Origin of the sequence: Kosakonia sp. YIM B13571, assembly GCF_042788095.1 — a bacterium.
Lineage (GTDB): Bacteria > Pseudomonadota > Gammaproteobacteria > Enterobacterales > Enterobacteriaceae > Kosakonia > Kosakonia quasisacchari.
This window is the reverse complement of sequence record NZ_JBHZPL010000009.1, coordinates 1-17986: the sequence shown is the minus strand read 5'-3', so window position 1 is coordinate 17986 and position 17986 is coordinate 1. Positions and strand designations below refer to the sequence as shown.

Below are 17986 nucleotides of genomic sequence, written 5' to 3'. Positions count from 1 at the left end.
GAGAGGGGAAAAAATTCAAGGCAAATGCAGGTAACTCAACGCAAGCCCTAAAAACAGCACCAGCCCCACATAGTTATTATTCATGAACGCTTTAAAACAGGCATCCCGGTCACGACCCGCAATCAGCTTTTGCTGATAAACAAACAGCGCGCCAGCGATGAGCACCGTCCCGTAGTACGTCCAACCCAGGCCATTTAGCCAGCCAACAGACGCCATCAGCGCCAGCACGACCACCTGCAAAATTCCGATAATCAGCTTGTCGAAGCGACCGAACAAAATCGCCGTCGACTTAATGCCAATCTTCACATCGTCGTCCCGGTCAACCATCGCGTACTGCGTGTCATACGCCACCGCCCACAAGATATTGGCGAGGAACATGATCCAGCAGCTCAGCGGTACAGTTTCACTCACGGCCGCGAAGGCCATTGGAATCGACCAGCCGAATGCCGCGCCGAGCACCACCTGTGGCAGGTGTGTATAGCGCTTCATAAACGGGTAAACCCACGCCAGCGCCAGCGCCGCGACGGAGAGCAAAATAGTCATCACATTCAGCGTCAGCACCAGCGCGAAGGCCAGCAGCACCAGCACCACAAACAGCACGCGCGCTTCATTTTCCGTTACCGCGCCGCTTGGCAAAGGGCGATTCGCCGTGCGTTTAACATGACCATCAAATTTACGATCCGCATAGTCATTGACCACGCAACCGGCGGCGCGCATCAGCCAGACGCCCGCGACAAAAACCAGCAAAATCCACAGCGGCGGCACGCCTGGGGTTGCCACCCACAGCGCCCACAACGTTGGCCACAGCAACAGTAAAGCACCAATTGGTTTGTCCGTACGCATAAGCCTGTGAAAGGCCAACAGCTTATTCTGCGTGAGACTCCACTCCATTTTCTTTTTCCTCTTAGTACAGCGGCGATGCAGGCAAAAACAGTTCGGTCAGCATCAGCGGTTTCCCGCTCAGACGCAGGCGGGAACGGCGTCCCCAAAGCTGCTCATGACGACCAATTTCAATAAAGTCACGCGTAAGCGTAGATGAGGTAAAGAGATATCGCCCAAGCGGCGTTTTACCCAGGGTTTGCAGCGCCAGTTCCGGGCCGCTCAGCGTAGATTCCGGCACCACAGTGCGTCCGGCGAGCCAGGGCTCCCCGTCGGCGCAGAGAATAATTTCCCGCAACCAGTAACGGTCCTCCTTCGGCAGACTGTCGCGTTCTTCGGCGATCTCATCCACCGTCACAAAGCCTTCCCGAATCAGCGTAACGCTGACCGTCTTGCCTTGCTGCTCAAAACGTTTGGTCATTGAATCTTCCAGCAACAGCCACTCGAGCAGTTGCGGTTCAAGCGCGGGAATTGCGTCTAAATAGCGCAGCGCTCGCAGTTGCGTAAGCGCAGGGTGTGACATGCCTGACTCTCCGGTACATAACGTAGCGTTATTGTATCGCAGAACCGGCGCACGGGGCGGGGAAACTTCTTTCAGTTTTCATCAGCGCAACAGATGCGCAACAGCGCGCATCTGCGCCGGAAAAAAAGGTGCGTCAGGCGACGCACCAGTTGCTGCAAATATCAGCATTGTGGGGAGAGATTACCCCTTGCCTTTTACACTGCTGATAAAAGTGGCACGGGCGGATTTCGACCCGAGGCGTTCTGCTTCATTCAATAATTTCAGCGCCTTATCAATATCGCCCTTGCTTGCGGCTTGTTTGATGGCCTGGTTAAAGTAGCTCTCTGTATCGTTCAGCATCGGCTCGCTCTTCGCTACCGGCGCTGGCGCAGGAGCCGAAACTGGCGCGGCAGCCGGAGCCGGTTGCGTGTTGTAAGCCGGTGCGGCGGTATTGCCTACGGTAACGGAAGCCGGGCCAGAAGAACCAAACAGCGGGCCGACTAAAATGCTGGAAGAGGATGAGGTGCTGGCTTTCAGCGCCAGTGAACCTGCCACGCCATGACGGGCAATCGGATCGGGAATATCCGGTACGGCGTTGCCGTTACCTTTGGCATAGGCTTTTGCCGGATCCACCATCTGCGTGGTTTTTTGCAGATCTTTTTGCGTGGTAAATACCAGCAGATAAAGTTTCTGCTGACCCAACGCCGGGGTCAGTTTCATCGTCCCTTCTAAACGGTTATCCGACATCACGCCCGGCTCCTGGTACGCAAAGAAGCTGGACGGGAAAAAGGCTGCAGGTGTGAAATTCTGATCAAGTACCAGCACGTTCGGCGCATAAACGCTCTCATTGTTCACTTTGCTGGTCAGTGTAATGTTCAATTCGCCGATGTTCGCCGGAACGCTGTACGCCATCACCGGGCCGGTAATATCGCCCGCGTTCAGCGTCTGCCCGGCGGCAGAGACATCGCTGGTCAGCGTTTGCGAAGGTGAAACCGGCGTCCAGTGCAGTTGTTGAAGCGTTGAAGCAGGAATGGACGGTGCTGCAGAGACATCCTGCGGCACGATATTAATTGCCGCCAGGCTCATAGTGGGAGCCGCAGCCAGCAGCCCTGCGGATAAGCAGAGTGCGACGAGACTTTTTTTCATTTTCATTATGATCACCTTGATTGCGCGGTGAGCGTTGGCCAGGCAATAGCGCGCGTCACCTAAGATTGAGGGGCTTGCGCCCCTCATTTGGTCATTACAGCGGGTGTTTAAGCATTACCACCAGATTTCCATCTGGGCACCGAAGGTCCACTCATCGTCGTTACCACGACTATTGGTGCCAAAGCCAAACGGTGTAGTCGCGCCATTGCTCGCAGCCAGGGAAGAGGTGTTGCCATCGGCGTCCGTTTTCACGTAACCCCATTTCTCATCCCACTTGGCGTAGGTAGCGAAAACGCGGATTGCCGGACGAGACCAGATGCTGTCGCCCGCCTGCCACTGTTGCGCCAGGGTGATTTTGTACTGACTGTTGCGATCGCCCGTTTGCTGGGATTTGACGTTGTCGTAGCCTACTTCCATCAACGTGCTCATGATCGGCGTCCATTTGTACATCGGACGTACGCCCACGGTGTACCAGGTGTTGCCGCGTTTGTTATCGCGATCGGTATCCTGGTACATACCGACATACATCAGGTCCCACTTCTCAGCGAGGTTGATAGCACCGTGATCCAGTACGCGGATCAGGTGACCGTCGTTATCCACAGCGCCGCCGCGAGCCTGGCCTTTACCCTGCGAGATCATCGCGTCGGTGGCGTACTGCACCACGAACTTGTTGTAACCCTTCATCATGCTCTGGGTATGTTCAGCGGTGAACATCCAGCCATCTTTCGATGCGCCCGGCTCCAGGTAATAGTCGTCAGGAATGTTGGTGTGACCGTAGTCAACGCCCAGTTCCAGCACACCGTTCGGGTTGGTAGCCAACTGTGCTAAACGCACATCGAAGACATCATTCGGCACGGCATGGTTGTAAGTGCGCAGACCGGTGGTCGAGTCGCGATCGCCAAAGGCAGAAGAACCACCCAGCTCAGAAGAACGCGTTGCGGCCAGAGAGAGTTTACCGATGCCAACATCAATATTTTCAATACCTGCACCCGGGCCGGAAATATCCCAGTAGTAGAAGTCGATCATATGTACGTCATGGCGCTGATAGAAACGCTTACCGGCCCAGATGTTGGCGCCTGGCAGGGAGTCGATCAGGTTTTTACCCACTACGTTAAATTCGCGAACCGCTGGTACGTTGTCGTTTTCCCAGTCGTTCAGCTGTGCGGTTTTATAGGCGATGTTAGAGTCAAAATAGAAGCTTTTATCCGCCTCTTTCCAGACCTCCTGGCCTAATTTAATCTCCGCATAGGTTTCGCACTCGTTACCAAGACGGTATTTAGCATCCGCACCGGTGGCCTGGAAGCATTGCTGCTCGCCGCCGCTGCCGGTCCAGCCAATCCCCGAACGGGCGTAACCTTTGAAATCAACAGCACCCGCCTGTGCAGACAGTACGCCTGCCGCGATGGCGAGAGCCAGTGGAAGTTTGCGCAGAGTAATCATCGTTCTATCTCCTGAGCTTGCTTTGCTTTTCTTTTTTTTACACATCCCCCTTTGCGCTATCTCTTTATTGGCTGCCGTCATGAATCCCGGTCAGGTACTTTTGTACGCTGCCGGAGAGTCATTACGTTGCCGCCTCGACATAATGCGAATGGCTTTGTGTAAACGCTTTGTGGGGTACGCTTAAACGCCCGGCTCTTTATGTAACCGGCGGCAGGCGGTGCCATCTTCACGGAACAGATGGCAACGCTCCGGCGGTAAGCCGATGGCGAATGTGGCACCCTCTTCTACCAGCACCACGTCAGTCTGGCGGTAGACCAGGTTCTGGCGTATTGCAGGGATCTGGATATGAATTTGTGTTTCGTGACCAAGCTGTTCGACGACCTGAACTTCGCCCTCCAGCGTGACATCGGCGATATCGCTGGGCAGCAGATGTTCCGGGCGGATGCCCAAAGACATATTCGCGCCGACCTGCACATTGGCGCTGTCCACCGGCAGCCACACGCGCTGGCGGTTAGGTAGCTCAACCTGCACCTGTTCAATGGCGGTGGCGGTCACTTTTACCGGCAGGAAGTTCATCTTCGGCGAGCCGATAAAACCGGCGACAAAACGGTCTGCCGGGTAGTGATACAGCTCCAGCGGTTTACCCACTTGCGCCACGCGCCCGGCATCGAGCACCACGATTTTGTCGGCCAGCGTCATCGCTTCCACCTGATCGTGGGTGACGTAAATCATCGTGCGGCCAAGACGTTTGTGCAGACGGGAGATTTCAATACGCATCTGCACACGCAGGGCGGCATCAAGGTTGGAGAGAGGTTCATCAAGCAAGAAAACGCGGGGTTCAGCCACCAGGGTACGACCAATTGCCACGCGCTGACGCTGACCGCCAGAGAGCGCTTTCGGTTTGCGATCCAGCAAATGCGCCAGTTGCAGCACTTCCGCCACCTGCGTGACGCGCGATTTGATCATCTCTTTTTTCGCGCCCGCTAACTTCAGGCCGAAAGACATATTTTCCGCAACCGACAAATGCGGATAGAGCGCGTAGGACTGAAACACCATGCCAACGCCGCGTTCGGCGGGAGGAACCTCATTCATGCGGGTATCGCCAATCAGCAAATCCCCGCTGGTGATGGTTTCCAGCCCGGCAATCATGCGCAGCAGCGTCGATTTACCACAGCCTGACGGGCCGACAAACACCACGAATTCTCCTTCGTGGATGTCGAGACTGATGTCTTTCGACACCACCACATCGCCCCAGGCTTTCGTTACATTACGCAGCTGTACGCTCGCCATGCCCTTCTCCCTTCGTTACAACCTGTCACCAACAGAAACATTCAACGTGGGCTGACTATGGAGCATCGATTCAGCGGGCGAATCCTCCACCCCCCTGGTTTTTTGTGGGGGAGGAGGCGGGAGGATGAGAACAGTGGCTCTGCCCCCTGGATGAGCGGGCGGCGGGCATTTTCGTGATGCGCTCTGCAAAAATCGGCGCTTTTTTATGTGCGCTAACACACATAATGCAAATCTCTGTAACCGAGATCACACAAATCACCCCAGGGGCGTAGGGTCAAGGAGGATGAGAAGCGCTTGTCAAAAAAGGAGACTAATCCCGTCGAACGACCTTGAGCGTATCCACGAGCACATCACCTAAAGGACGGGATATATGAAAATCAAAACAGGCGCACGCATCCTCGCTTTGTCCGCAGTGGCAACGATGATGTTTTCCGCCTCTGCCCTCGCCAAAATCGAAGAAGGTAAGCTGGTCATTTGGATCAACGGCGACAAAGGCTATAACGGCCTTGCCGAAGTGGGTAAGAAATTTGAGAAAGACACCGGCATTAAAGTTACCGTAGAACACCCGGATAAACTGGAAGAGAAATTCCCGCAGGTTGCTGCAACCGGCGACGGCCCGGACATTATTTTCTGGGCACATGACCGCTTTGGCGGTTATGCGCAATCCGGTCTGCTGGCGGAAGTCACCCCGGATAAAGCCTTCCAGGACAAGCTGTTCCCCTTTACCTGGGACGCGGTGCGTTACAACGGCAAGCTGATTGCCTACCCGATTGCCGTCGAATCCTTATCGCTGATTTACAACAAAGACCTCGTGCCGAACCCGCCAAAAACCTGGGAAGAGATCCCGGCGCTGGATAAACAGCTGAAAGCGAAAGGTAAGAGCGCGTTGATGTTCAACCTGCAAGAACCGTACTTCACCTGGCCATTGATTGCGGCAGACGGTGGTTACGCCTTTAAGTTTGAAAACGGCAAATACGACGTGAAAGACGTCGGTGTCGACAACGCAGGCGCGAAAGCGGGCCTTGGCTTCCTCGTCAAGCTGATTAAAGACAAACACATGAATGCCGACACCGATTACTCGATTGCGGAAGCGGCGTTCAACAAAGGTGAAACTGCGCTGACCATCAATGGTCCGTGGGCGTGGGCCAACATTGATAAAAGCAAAATCAACTATGGCGTCGCGCTGCTGCCAACCTTTAAAGGCAAGCCTTCTAAACCGTTCGTTGGCGTGCTGAGTGCAGGCATCAACGCTGCCAGCCCGAACAAAGAGCTGGCGAAAGAGTTTCTCGAAAACTACCTGCTGACCGATCAAGGTCTGGCAGACGTTAACAAGGACAAACCGCTGGGTGCGGTCGCGCTGAAATCCTATCAGGATCAGTTAGCGAAAGACCCGCGCATCGCCGCCACGATGGATAACGCGAAAACCGGTGAAATCATGCCGAACATCCCGCAAATGGCCGCCTTCTGGTACGCCACGCGCACCGCAGTTATCAACGCCGTGAGCGATCGTCAGACCGTCGACGCCGCCCTGAAAGACGCCCAGGGCCGTATTACCAAGTAAAAATGTGAATGCCTTATCCCCGTTCGGGGATAAGGCGAATTGGACATGTTGTATACGCGGCATCATTCGCGCGCTATCGCAGCGGCAACGTTGTGTATTCAGGGCAGCTTACAAAAGTAAGCAACCGCGCGCACAAACCTAGCCAGCAAAGCGGCAGCGCGAAGGGTGTCGAGTAGAGAGGAAATCCCCATGGATGTAAGAAGAAAACGCCACTGGTGGCAAAGCCCGCAGCTTGCATGGGCGGCCATCACCGTTGTTGGACTGTTGGTGGCTTACCTTGTCGTTATGATGTATGCCCAGGGGGAATACCTTTTCGCCATTACCACGCTCGTCCTTAGCTCGGCGGGCCTCTATATTTTCGCCAATCGTAAAGCCTATGCCTGGCGCTATGTTTACCCCGGTGTGGCGGGCATGGGGCTGTTTGTCCTGTTCCCACTGATTTGCACCATCGCCATCGCGTTCACTAACTACAGCAGCACTAACCAACTCACTCAGGAGCGCGCCCAGCAGGTACTGCTCGATCGTTCCTACCAGGCAGGTAAAGCCTATAACTTTGGGCTTTACCCGGCGGGTGATGAGTGGCGACTGGCGCTGACCGATGGCGACAGCGGTAAAAATTACGTTTCCGATGCGTTCAAACCCGGCGGCGAGCAACAACTGACGTTAAAAGAGGCTGACGCCCTGCCCGCTGGCGAGCGCGCCAATCTGCGTATCATCACGCAAAACCGTCAGGCGCTGAACCAACTGACCGCCCTCCTGCCGGATGAGAGCAAAGTGGCGATGAGTTCGCTGCGCCAGTTCTCCGGTACGCGCCCGCTGTATCAGCTTGAACAGGACGGCACACTGCTCAACAACCAGAGCGGCGTGAAATACCGGGCGAACAACGACATTGGCTACTTCCAGGCAATCAACGCTGATGGCAGTTGGGGCAGCGAAAAGCTCAGCCCCGGTTATACCGTGACCATTGGCTGGGATAACTTCACCCGCGTCTTTACCGATGAAGGCATTCAAAAACCGTTTATTGAGATCTTTATCTGGACGGTGGTGTTCTCGGTACTGACCGTGGTACTGACCGTGGCTGTAGGTATGGTGCTGGCCTGCGTGGTGCAATGGGAGTCGCTGAAAGGCAAAGCGATTTATCGCGTGCTGTTAATTCTGCCGTATGCCGTACCGTCGTTTATCTCGATTTTGATCTTCAAAGGGCTGTTCAACCAGAGCTTCGGTGAGATCAATATGATGCTGAGCGCGCTGTTCGGCATTAAACCGGCGTGGTTTAGCGATCCCGCAACTGCTCGCTCGATGATCGTGATCGTCAACACCTGGCTCGGTTATCCGTACATGATGATCTTGTGCATGGGGCTGTTGAAAGCGATCCCTGACGATCTGTATGAAGCCTCGGCCATGGACGGTGCAGGGCCGCTGCAAAACTTTTTCCGTATCACTTTCCCGCTGCTGATCAAGCCGCTGACGCCGCTGATGATTGCCAGCTTCGCGTTCAACTTTAACAACTTCGTGCTGATCCAACTGCTGACCAACGGCGGCCCGGATCGCATCGGCACCACCACGCCGGCCGGTTACACCGACTTGCTGGTGAGCTACACCTATCGCATCGCCTTTGAAGGCGGCGGTGGTCAGGACTTTGGGCTCGCTGCCGCTATCGCCACGCTGATTTTCCTGCTGGTGGGTGCGTTGGCAATCGTCAACCTGAAAGCCACACGCATGAAATTCGATTAAGGAGGACGAAAATTATGGCTATGGTGCAGGCGAAATCGCAAAAGCTAAGGCTGTTTACCACCCATTTGTTATTGCTGGTGTTTATTGCCGCCATTATGTTCCCGCTGCTGATGGTGGTTGCCATTTCGCTGCGTGAAGGCAACTTCGCCACCGGCAGCTTGATTCCGGAAAATATTTCGTGGGAGCACTGGCGTCTTGCGCTGGGCTTTAGCGTCGAACACGCCGATGGTCGCGTCACGCCGCCGCCGTTCCCGGTGCTGTTGTGGCTGTGGAACTCGGTGAAAATCGCCGTGATCACCGCCGTCGGCATTGTGGCGCTCTCCACTACTTCTGCGTACGCCTTTGCCCGCATGCGCTTTCGCGGCAAAGCGACATTGCTGAAAGGGATGCTGATTTTCCAGATGTTCCCGGCGGTGCTGTCGCTGGTGGCACTGTACGCGTTGTTCGACAGGCTCGGCCAGTACGTGCCGTTTATCGGCCTGAATACCCACGGCGGGGTGATCTTCGCTTATATGGGCGGGATCGCACTGCATGTCTGGACGATCAAGGGTTATTTCGAAACGATCGATGGTTCGCTGGAAGAAGCCGCTTCGCTGGATGGCGCAACACCGTGGCAGGCGTTCCGTTTAGTGTTGCTGCCGCTGTCGGTGCCAATTCTGGCGGTGGTGTTTATTCTGTCGTTTATCGCCGCCATTACCGAAGTGCCGGTTGCCTCGCTGCTGCTGCGCGATGTCAACAGCTACACGCTGGCGGTCGGGATGCAGCAATATCTCAACCCACAAAACTACCTGTGGGGCGATTTTGCCGCGGCGGCGGTGCTGTCCGCGATCCCCATTACGGTTGTTTTCCTGCTTGCGCAGCGTTGGCTGGTTAACGGCCTGACCGCAGGCGGTGTGAAAGGTTAATTTTCATTGTTGTTATTACGCCCTAAATATTTCGGGTGAGAGCACGGCGGCAACTGCATGAATCCCCGGGAGCTGACTGAAGTCAGTGACCGGGGTGAGTAAAGGAAGCCAACGCAGCGATCACCTGAAAGATGACCGGCGTTGCCACTGCACCCTCAACTTGTATCACCCGAAACTCTAAATAATTCAGGTTGCAGGAAGGCGGCAAGTGAGCGAATCCCCAGGAGCTTACATAAGTAAGTGACTGGGGTGGACGAACGTAGCCAACGCCCCTGCAGACTGAAGAATGACGAGTAACTTGTGAAGTCGTTGGCGATCCTCGGATCGCCCTTTTTTTATTCGCGCCTCAGCCGTTGCGAGTTACACAACCACAGCGTGATAACCAGCAACAGGATCGCCGCCGAGTAGATCAACACATCCATCGGCGACTGGTGATCGACGATGATCAACCGCACAATCGCGGTAATGCCGATGTAAATAAAATAGCGCAGCGGGAAGTGAAACCCGGACTGAAAGTACTTCACAATCAGGGCGATAAATTCGAAATAGAGAAAGTAAACCACCAGTCCTTCCACCAGCTCATATTTGCTGGTTTGCACCGGCGCGAACAGCACATCAGCCAGATGCAGCGTTTCTTTGCCCAGAAAGACAATCAGGATCAGACCAAGGCTCAACAGACCAAGGTTCAGCACGGTCTGCAATATGGTCGAAATAAACTCAACGCGTGGACGAGTTAGCGATGTCATAACGGCACCTCATTCTTTGTGAACAACACTTGGTATATCGCAGAAATGTGATCTGGATCTACATTATTTACTTATATTTTGTGACACCGCGTGATGACATGTTGCCCGGACATGTCCACGCAGGAGACGAAAAAGATCATGCTTACAATACGTAAGGCAGAAATTACGGACGCCGCGCTATTGAGTGAAATGGGCTACGCCAGTTATCGCCATCATTTTGCCCATCTGTGGCGTGAACCGGCCGAACTGGAGGCGTTTCTCCGCCAGCAGTACGCTTCATCGGCCATACAGCAAAGCCTGCAGGGCGAAGCAGACGGCTGGTTTATCGCGCTGGATGTCGCGCCTGTCGGTTTCGCCAAAGTCACCTGGCACAGCGCGGTCGACGAGCATGGCCCGTCGGGTACGCTGCTGCATAAACTCTATCTGCTACCGGGCGAAACGCGTAAAGGCTACGGCGAGCAACTGCTGGCAGAAATAGAACGCCTCGTGCAACAGAGTGGTGAGACGTTTATCTGGCTGGAAGTGCTGGACGCCAACCCAAACGCGAAGCGCTTTTATCTCCGCCAGGGATTCACGCATCTCAAAGACACCCAATTCTGTACCGCATCGCAGCAAAGTACGCTGCATATTCTGGGCAAACCGCTTTAAGGAGGGATGATGACACTCGCCTCTTTGCGCCAGGCCGCCGTACGCAATGTGGTCTGCGGCGAAAACGTGGTGATTTATGAACCCGCCAATTTGTACAACTGCACGCTGGCGGATGATGTGTTTGTCGGCCCGTTTGTGGAAATTCAGGGGCATACGCAGGTCGGTAAAGGTTCGAAAATCCAGTCGCACAGCTTTATTTGCGAATATGTCACCATCGGCGAACGCTGCTTTATCGGCCACGGCGTCATGTTTGCCAACGATATGTTTCGCAGCGGCAAACCGGACCCCGACAGTCATAACTGGGGGCGCATCGTCATTGGCAATGACGTGTCGATTGGTAGCGGCGCTACGATTCTGGCAGTGACCATTGCCGATGGCTGTGTGATAGGCGCGGGGAGCGTGGTGACCAAATCGATCAGCGAGAAAGGGGTGTATGCGGGAAATCCGGCGCGGCTGCTGCGCCGGTTGTGAATGCACTTTTATCTTCCCATACAGGGAGAGAAGTGTGGTTGATGATGGAGAAAGACAGACCTTGCGGCAGTTCTCTCCCCGAACGGGGAGAGAAAAGGCTTACTGGAAGTTGACCGTCTTATCGTTGGTCATGTTGTAAAGCTCGAACTTACGTCCCAGCATCTGACCACCATCACGCGTCAGCGGCGTCCAGCCAATACCTGCGCGGCTGCGCGTCGGGCCGGTGCTGAACAGATCCAGCGGAACCGAAATGTAGACCCCTTTGGTGAAGTCCCCTTCCCCGTACTGCGCTGCCGAAACGTTAGTTTTGGTGGCATACGCGCCGACCACAATCCCGCTGTCAAAGTGCTTAGACACGTCCACCGTGACACCTTTATCGCCCGCCAGATATTGACCGAAGCTAGCTTTCACCAGCACGTTGTCGGCGAACCACGGCGTCCAGTAAGCGGTGAAATGACCCGTTTTCACGCTGTAATCGGTGAATTTCATCATGTCCTGCGCACTGCGCCAGTCACGCTGTTTGACATAGTTGCCGTTAATACCAAACGCCCAGTGGCTATCAACCGGCCGCCACAACAGCTCGGCACCGGCACCGCCGTACATCGTTTCCAGATACCCGGCATATACCTGGCCATAGAAGTTATTGCCCAGGTACTGGAAGTAGTTCGCCTGCATGTTGTTGACGTAAATGTCGTTTTGCACATATTCACGCACGCGGGTACGCACACGCGGCAAGGCGGAGTCTTTCGGCGGGTTGGTGTAGTTAAATTTGTCGTAATTGTTAGCCAGGTTGCCAAACAGGCTACCGGTGGTCAGCAGGTGATCCGTTAGCCACCAGTCGGCAGTTGCCATCACGCCAATCTGGTACATATAGAAACCTTCCGGCCCGCCGAGCGACTGGTTAAGCACCGGATCGATGTGGAAATCGAACGACGACTTATCGATATACCAGCCCTGCTCCGGTTTGTCCGGCACGATGGGCGTTTCACGTTTCTGCACCAGTTCTGTGTCCTGCCCCAGCGGTTCACCTTCGAGGTGACGCTTCAGGCTGGCAACATCCGTCTCGGTGGTGACCACCGGCATATTGAGACGGTTTTCCGTCACGCGGATAGTGCGAATGCCATCCGGCAAGTCATTCATCACAATACGGTTCGCGCGCTCAACCCCTTCCTGGGTATTACGGTATTTCACCTGCTCGCCGGTGACATACAGCGTGTCACCTTTCACCTGAATTTGCGGATCGGTAAGCCCGGCGTTGTATTTCAGTAAGGTCAACTGATTCGCCACCACCGAATGCTGGAGGATCGCATCTTGCGGCTGTGGCTGATATTTTGGCCGCGCGTTGTCGTTATACGACGGGCGCAAGTCGTTGAAGTTGTTACGCAGGGTAAAGCCGAACATCCAGGTATTCCCGCGCTCGTAGCTCAGGTTGATGTCCGCCCAGTCGGTGACGCGGTAAATCGCGCCGACGTTGACCTTGCTGCGCTGCGGCAGTTTACCGGCGAAGTCCTGCTGATAGTTGTTCCCTTCATACTCAAGTTTCAGGCGCAGCGGGTTCCACGGCGTTTGGTACTCCACCCCGCCAAACAGCGCGGTCGGCCCACGGAACATCTGGCTGGTATCTGTAGAGCCTGCGGCTTTGTAGCGTGTGTCGCGCGTACAGTATTTCACGTCGTAGGAGCAGAGCGGGTTTTTGATGTTGCCACTGGTACCAAGGTAGCCCCAACCGATACCCAGTGAGAAATCGAACGGCCCCCAGGCTTTGTTCGCCACCAGATATTCGCCGTCAAACAGCCCGGTACCGCCGATATCGCGCGCACCCACGGAAACTTCCGGCAGCCAATAACCTTCTTGCCACAGGCGCAGTTTCAAATCGAAGGCTTTATCTTTGTAGGACTGATTGCCAGAGAAGGCTTCTACCGAACTGTATTTCCGCGTCCGCACATCGGTGTAGCGCAGCGTCGTTTCCAGCCATGGGAAAAGCTGCACCGAACCGGAGTAGTAGCGGTACTGATTGTTATCGCGGTAGTTGAAACTCAGTTCACCCTCACGCGACATTCGCGCGGTGGGCGTTTGCAGCAGGCCGACGCCGCCGAAGTCCGACTGCGATGGGCCGATCGGTTCCGGGTACGATTCTGCGTGACAGGCGGCGCTAATCCCCAGCGCCAACAGGCTAATGACAAACGATTTTTTCATTATTATTCCGGTATCCGATGCGTCAGGGACTGAAGAATGTCGGCATTCAGCTCGTCATACTCGTTGCTCCACAAACCCGGTGCGAAACCAACAAAAATCACGCTGCCGGGCATCGGCTCGACGTGGCGTCGGTTCCAGTAGCCCACCGGTACCTTTTGCGTTGTGCCGTTGGGGTAAATCACCCAGGCATAGCTGCGTTCCGCGCCGCTCAACAGGCTCATCTCATCTAGGTAGCTCACCACATCGCGTCCTGGCGTGAACACTTTTTTGCCCGGGCTGCTGATAAGCCCAACTACGGTGATGGTGGTCGGCTGTGAGCCAACCCATAAGGTGTATTGCCCTTCTAAAGGCCGGTTGGCGAGGCGGTGTGTACGCAGGTAATCCGGGTCCAGCTCAACGATTTGTCGGCCTGTGATCTTCATCGCCTGCAACTGTTGACGCAGCGCGTTGATCGCCGCAGCGCTGTTGCCGCTCTCATCAGCAGCAAGCGCGCCAAGCCGCGCCAGAAGCGCCTGATGGCGTGCCTGCTCGGCAACCGTCGCCTGACGTTCGCTGACCACAGCACCAGGCCACCAGCTGTTCGCCAGACGGGGCTGCCCGACCAAATCCACCAGATGTCCGGCGTTGGTTAAGATTTTCGGTTTGCTATCGCCCTCGGTGTAGACATCGACAGTGCCAACGGCGAAAGCCAGCGGTGAAGCGAGGCTCGCTAACAGCAAAAGAAGAGCGCGTTCTTTCATTATTTCGCCGCCTTAATGAGGGTGGTTTTCACCGGGAACCAGTCCGCGCCAAGATACTGTTCCGATTGCCGGATAACCCCTTGTTCATCCACCCAATAGCGGTTGCGCCAGCGTTTCTGATCGGTGGTGACCTCTTCATCGAGAATGCGTACTGCGGTTTCGTCACTCGCCAATTTCACCGTGTCGGTGCCGTTCCAGTGGAAGACGGAATGGGCGGTGGCGTAGCGCACCTGCTTGTGTTCTGTCCAGCCCATTAAGCGTGTCCAGGTGGCGCCATCTACAATCTGGTTCGGTTTCGCCAGCGGATCTGCCGCCAGGTTATTAACATCCAGCAGGTTGTCTCCCGGGAGGTGCGTTTTCACGATGCGGTAGTTTTGCGTCACGATGGTGGCCTGATCCTGCGTCACCCATTTCTGCTGCCCGTTTTCGGCGAAAGCGAGCACCACAAACAGTTGTGGGCCGTTGTTGAGCTGCATGTACTGGCTGGCATAGGGCATATTGAGCATCTCTTCGTCCGTTAGCTGAACGCCCGGCACGCCGAATACGCTTTCCCAGAGTGAATTCCCGAGGCCTTTGATGTGGCCTGAACATGCCTGAAGGAGCAGGCAAATCAAAATGATACCAGGTCGCTTCACGACTCTTCTCCGAAAGGGGCGGAATAACCACACCGAAGTGTGGTTATAGTTAATGTACCCGCTATTACTGGGTACTTGTGGTCGTGGTGGTCGTGGTTCCCGTGTTGGAGCCATCACCGCCACCGGTTGCCGCCAGCGCGACACCCACCGCGGACCCTACGGTGCTAACACTCGTTGCTGCGGAGCTACCCGCAGAAACAGAGGTCGCTGCCGACCCTGCCGCTTCACCGATTTGCACCGGTGCCGCAAAAGCAGAAGTCGCCGCAAGCGCGGATATGGCAAAAATGCCATACAGGACTTTTTTCATATCAATTTCCCTTCATTGAATGAATGGAGATTTGCCAGAAAGAATTCAGGCGATATCGAGTATACACAACTAAAGCAGAGGGTTTACGCATCGGGAAATAGCGGGGAACGTTTTCGGAAAATTGGTATCAGGCATTTAAAAAAAGAAGTTCAAACTAAAAAATGTGATATGTTTCAAAGGATTAAATAATGACAAAATATTGACACAATAAGGCTAGTCCTAAAATTTATAGCAACCGCTTATCCGTCTGGAGTATTTTTCAGATAAACCTGATGATAGATATAGAAACAGCGAACCAGGAATAATCCCCATAATTTAGCTTTAAAATATCGATATCGGAATTGCTTATATATATCCGGCGAAATCCACTCGCAATATAACCATGCAGGAATAAATATAATCGGTAAAAAAAAGCGCCGCCGAAGCGACGCTTATGGGACTTAACCGCGCCAGGATTTATAGCGGTTGATCAGCCCATTGGTTGAGCTGTCGTGGCTGGAGATGGATTTGTCATCGCCCAGTTCCGGCAGAATGCGGTTCGCCAGCTGTTTACCCAGCTCTACGCCCCACTGGTCAAAAGTGAAGATGTTAAGGATTGCGCCCTGGGTGAAGATTTTGTGCTCGTACAGCGCAATCAGCGCGCCCAGGCTAAACGGGGTGATTTCGCGCAGTAAAATAGAGTTAGTCGGGCGGTTACCTTCAAACACTTTGAACGGCACAACGTGGTTAAGCGTTGCCGGGTCTTTACCCTGATCGCGATATTCCTGCTCGACCACGTCGCGGGATTTACCGAACGCCAACGCTTCGGTCTGGGCAAAGAAGTTCGACAGCAGTTTCTGGTGGTGATCGGAAAGCGCGTTATGGGTGATAGCCGGCGCGATGAAATCACACGGAACCATTTTGGTGCCCTGGTGAATCAGCTGATAGAACGCATGCTGACCATTAGTGCCCGGCTCACCCCAAATGATTGGACCCGTCTGGTAATCCACCGCGTTGCCGTTACGGTCAACGTATTTACCGTTGGATTCCATGTTGCCTTGCTGGAAGTAAGCGGCGAAACGGTGCATGTACTGGTCGTACGGCAGAATCGCTTCGGTTTCAGCGCCAAAGAAGTTGTTGTACCAGATGCCGATCAACGCCAGCAGCACCGGCAGGTTTTTATCAAGCTCAGTGGTGGAGAAGTGCTTGTCCATCGCGTGCGCGCCGGAGAGCAGCTCAACGAAGTTGTCGTAACCCACGGAGAGGATGATAGACAGGCCAATCGCCGACCACAGAGAGTAGCGGCCACCAACCCAATCCCAGAATTCAAACATGTTAGCGGTGTCGATGCCGAACTCGCCAACCGCTTTCGCGTTGGTGGAGAGCGCCGCGAAGTGTTTCGCCACGTGTTTGTTGTCACCAGCGGTTTTCAGGAACCAGTCGCGCGCGCTGTGGGCGTTGGTCATGGTTTCCTGGGTGGTGAAGGTTTTGGACGCCACGAGGAACAACGTGGTTTCCGGATTCACTTTTTTCAGCACTTCGGCGATGTGCGTACCATCGACGTTAGAGACGAAATGCATGTTCAGGTGGTTTTTATACGGGCGCAGCGCTTCGGTCACCATGAACGGGCCGAGGTCGGAACCGCCGATACCGATGTTCACCACGTCGGTGATCGGTTTGCCGGTGTACCCTTTCCAGCTACCTGAAATGATCGCTTCAGAGAAGGCTTTCATCTTCTCCAGCACCGCGTTGACTTCCGGCATCACATCTTTGCCATCCACCACAATCGGGGTATTGCTACGGTTACGCAGCGCAACATGCAGCACGGCGCGATCTTCGGTGCGGTTGATTTTCTCACCGGAGAACATGGATTTGATCGCACCCGCCAGATCGGTCTCTTTGGCCAGCGCCAGCAGCTTGTCCAGCGTCTCTTGCGTGATGCGGTTTTTGGAGAAATCCACCAGCATCAGGTCGTCAAACGTTGCGGAGAATTTGCTAAAGCGGTCGCCCTCTTTCGCGAACAGATCCGCGATGGTGACGTCCTTCATGTCAGCGTAGTGTTTTTGTAATGCCTGCCAGGCAGATGTCTGCGTTGGATTGATGTTTTTCATAGCAATACTCTTCTGATTTGAGAATTGAGACTGCCGTCGATTGTAGCGCCTGCCGTGGAAAATTGTGATGGTTTTTCTGCCGTCTCGCCGTACACGCGGGCGGATAACGACCAAAATTCGCCGAATTTGAGCACAACATAAGTCATTTTACTGACAGCGAAAGCAGCATGAAAAATCCGCATAATCCCGGCGTTGACAGCATGCCCGCTAACCCTTTATTTATAAACACACTACCCGCGCATGCGCGGGTTTGTATTACCAAAGCATTTTGCGTTGCAGCAAGGCGGCAACTGAACGCATCTCCGGGAGCTTATACAAGTCAGTGACCGGGGTAAGTGAAGGCAGCCAACGCCGCTGCGGCGTGCAAGGCGAAGGTAACTCTTACCAAAGCATTTCGCGTTGCAGCAAGGCGGCAACTGAGCGCATCTCCGGGAGCTTACACCAGTAAGTGACCGGGGTAAGTGAAGGCAGCCAACGCCGCTGCGGCGTGAAAGCGAAGGTAATCCTTACCAAAGCATTTTGCGTTGCAGCAAGGCGGCAACTGAGCGCATCCCCGGGAGCTTACACCAGTAAGTGACCGGGGTAAGTGAAGGCAGCCAACGCCGCTGCGGCGTGAAAGGCGAAGGTAATCCTTACCAAAGCATTTCGCGTTGCAGCAAGGCGGCAACTGAGCGCATCCCCGGGAGCTTACACCAG

The 17986-nt window shown here is 54.7% G+C and carries 16 protein-coding genes; 5 read left to right on the top strand and 11 right to left on the bottom strand.

From position 1 onward, the window contains the following. Positions 1-15: 15 nt before the first annotated feature. The 5 genes from ubiA to malK all read right to left on the bottom strand — a co-directional run bounded on the left by ubiA (position 16) and on the right by malK (position 5257). Entirely contained in the window at positions 16-891 is an 876-nt protein-coding gene (gene ubiA / locus ACFX4O_RS18335; protein ID WP_380210096.1) for a 4-hydroxybenzoate octaprenyltransferase, read from the bottom strand. Positions 892-904: 13 nt separating this feature from the next. Beyond that, positions 905-1402: a chorismate lyase gene (gene ubiC / locus ACFX4O_RS18330; protein ID WP_131407001.1), complete on the bottom strand. Its 498-nt coding sequence runs from the start codon at positions 1400-1402 to the stop codon at positions 905-907. A gap of 180 nt (positions 1403-1582) precedes the next feature. Beyond that, entirely contained in the window at positions 1583-2533 is a 951-nt protein-coding gene (gene malM / locus ACFX4O_RS18325) for a maltose operon protein MalM (RefSeq protein ID WP_380210093.1), read from the bottom strand. Between the two features lie 108 nt (positions 2534-2641). Beyond that, positions 2642-3967, bottom strand: coding sequence for a maltoporin (locus ACFX4O_RS18320; RefSeq protein WP_017459431.1), 1326 nt, complete (start codon positions 3965-3967; stop codon positions 2642-2644). Positions 3968-4147: 180 nt separating this feature from the next. Beyond that, entirely contained in the window at positions 4148-5257 is a 1110-nt protein-coding gene (malK, locus tag ACFX4O_RS18315; RefSeq protein ID WP_017459430.1) for a maltose/maltodextrin ABC transporter ATP-binding protein MalK, read from the bottom strand. A gap of 370 nt (positions 5258-5627) precedes the next feature. Here malK and malE point away from each other — a divergent pair, with 370 nt between their 5' ends. From malE to malG, 3 genes are all read left to right on the top strand, one after another. Continuing rightward, positions 5628-6818 carry a maltose/maltodextrin ABC transporter substrate-binding protein MalE gene (gene malE, locus ACFX4O_RS18310; RefSeq protein ID WP_131406995.1) on the top strand — a complete coding sequence of 397 codons (1191 nt, stop codon included), beginning with the start codon at positions 5628-5630 and terminating at the stop codon, positions 6816-6818. Positions 6819-7007: 189 nt separating this feature from the next. Further along, positions 7008-8552 carry a maltose ABC transporter permease MalF gene (gene malF / locus ACFX4O_RS18305; protein ID WP_380210090.1) on the top strand — a complete coding sequence of 515 codons (1545 nt, stop codon included), beginning with the start codon at positions 7008-7010 and terminating at the stop codon, positions 8550-8552. 14 nt (positions 8553-8566) lie between these two features. After that, a complete protein-coding gene (gene malG, locus ACFX4O_RS18300) occupies positions 8567-9457 on the top strand; it encodes a maltose ABC transporter permease MalG (protein ID WP_131406991.1) in 891 nt (296 codons plus the stop codon). Between the two features lie 335 nt (positions 9458-9792). Here malG and psiE read toward each other — a convergent pair whose 3' ends face one another. After that, on the bottom strand, positions 9793-10203 hold the full coding sequence (gene psiE, locus ACFX4O_RS18295; protein WP_017459426.1) for a phosphate-starvation-inducible protein PsiE: 411 nt from the start codon (positions 10201-10203) through the stop codon (positions 9793-9795). Positions 10204-10341: 138 nt separating this feature from the next. Between psiE and ACFX4O_RS18290 the strand changes: the two genes are divergently transcribed. Together ACFX4O_RS18290 and ACFX4O_RS18285 are read left to right on the top strand one after the other, a co-directional pair. Next, complete coding sequence (locus ACFX4O_RS18290) at positions 10342-10851, top strand: GNAT family N-acetyltransferase (RefSeq protein ID WP_380210088.1); 510 nt, start codon at positions 10342-10344, stop codon at positions 10849-10851. A gap of 9 nt (positions 10852-10860) precedes the next feature. After that, entirely contained in the window at positions 10861-11322 is a 462-nt protein-coding gene (locus ACFX4O_RS18285; RefSeq protein ID WP_380210240.1) for an acyltransferase, read from the top strand. Between the two features lie 99 nt (positions 11323-11421). Here ACFX4O_RS18285 and ACFX4O_RS18280 read toward each other — a convergent pair whose 3' ends face one another. The 5 genes from ACFX4O_RS18280 to pgi form a co-directional block, all read right to left on the bottom strand. Then, positions 11422-13518, bottom strand: coding sequence for a YjbH domain-containing protein (locus ACFX4O_RS18280; protein ID WP_380210086.1), 2097 nt, complete (start codon positions 13516-13518; stop codon positions 11422-11424). Positions 13519-13520: 2 nt separating this feature from the next. Next, entirely contained in the window at positions 13521-14258 is a 738-nt protein-coding gene (locus ACFX4O_RS18275; protein ID WP_380210084.1) for a capsule biosynthesis GfcC D2 domain-containing protein, read from the bottom strand. After that, positions 14258-14893 carry a YjbF family lipoprotein gene (locus ACFX4O_RS18270; protein WP_380210082.1) on the bottom strand — a complete coding sequence of 212 codons (636 nt, stop codon included), beginning with the start codon at positions 14891-14893 and terminating at the stop codon, positions 14258-14260. The genes ACFX4O_RS18275 and ACFX4O_RS18270 overlap by 1 nt, the downstream gene beginning before the upstream one ends. Positions 14894-14957: 64 nt before the next feature. Next, positions 14958-15200: an exopolysaccharide production protein YjbE gene (yjbE, locus tag ACFX4O_RS18265; RefSeq protein ID WP_007372406.1), complete on the bottom strand. Its 243-nt coding sequence runs from the start codon at positions 15198-15200 to the stop codon at positions 14958-14960. A 440-nt stretch (positions 15201-15640) separates the two neighbouring features. Then, positions 15641-17290: a glucose-6-phosphate isomerase gene (gene pgi / locus ACFX4O_RS18260; RefSeq protein WP_131406981.1), complete on the bottom strand. Its 1650-nt coding sequence runs from the start codon at positions 17288-17290 to the stop codon at positions 15641-15643. Positions 17291-17986: the final 696 nt, after the last annotated feature.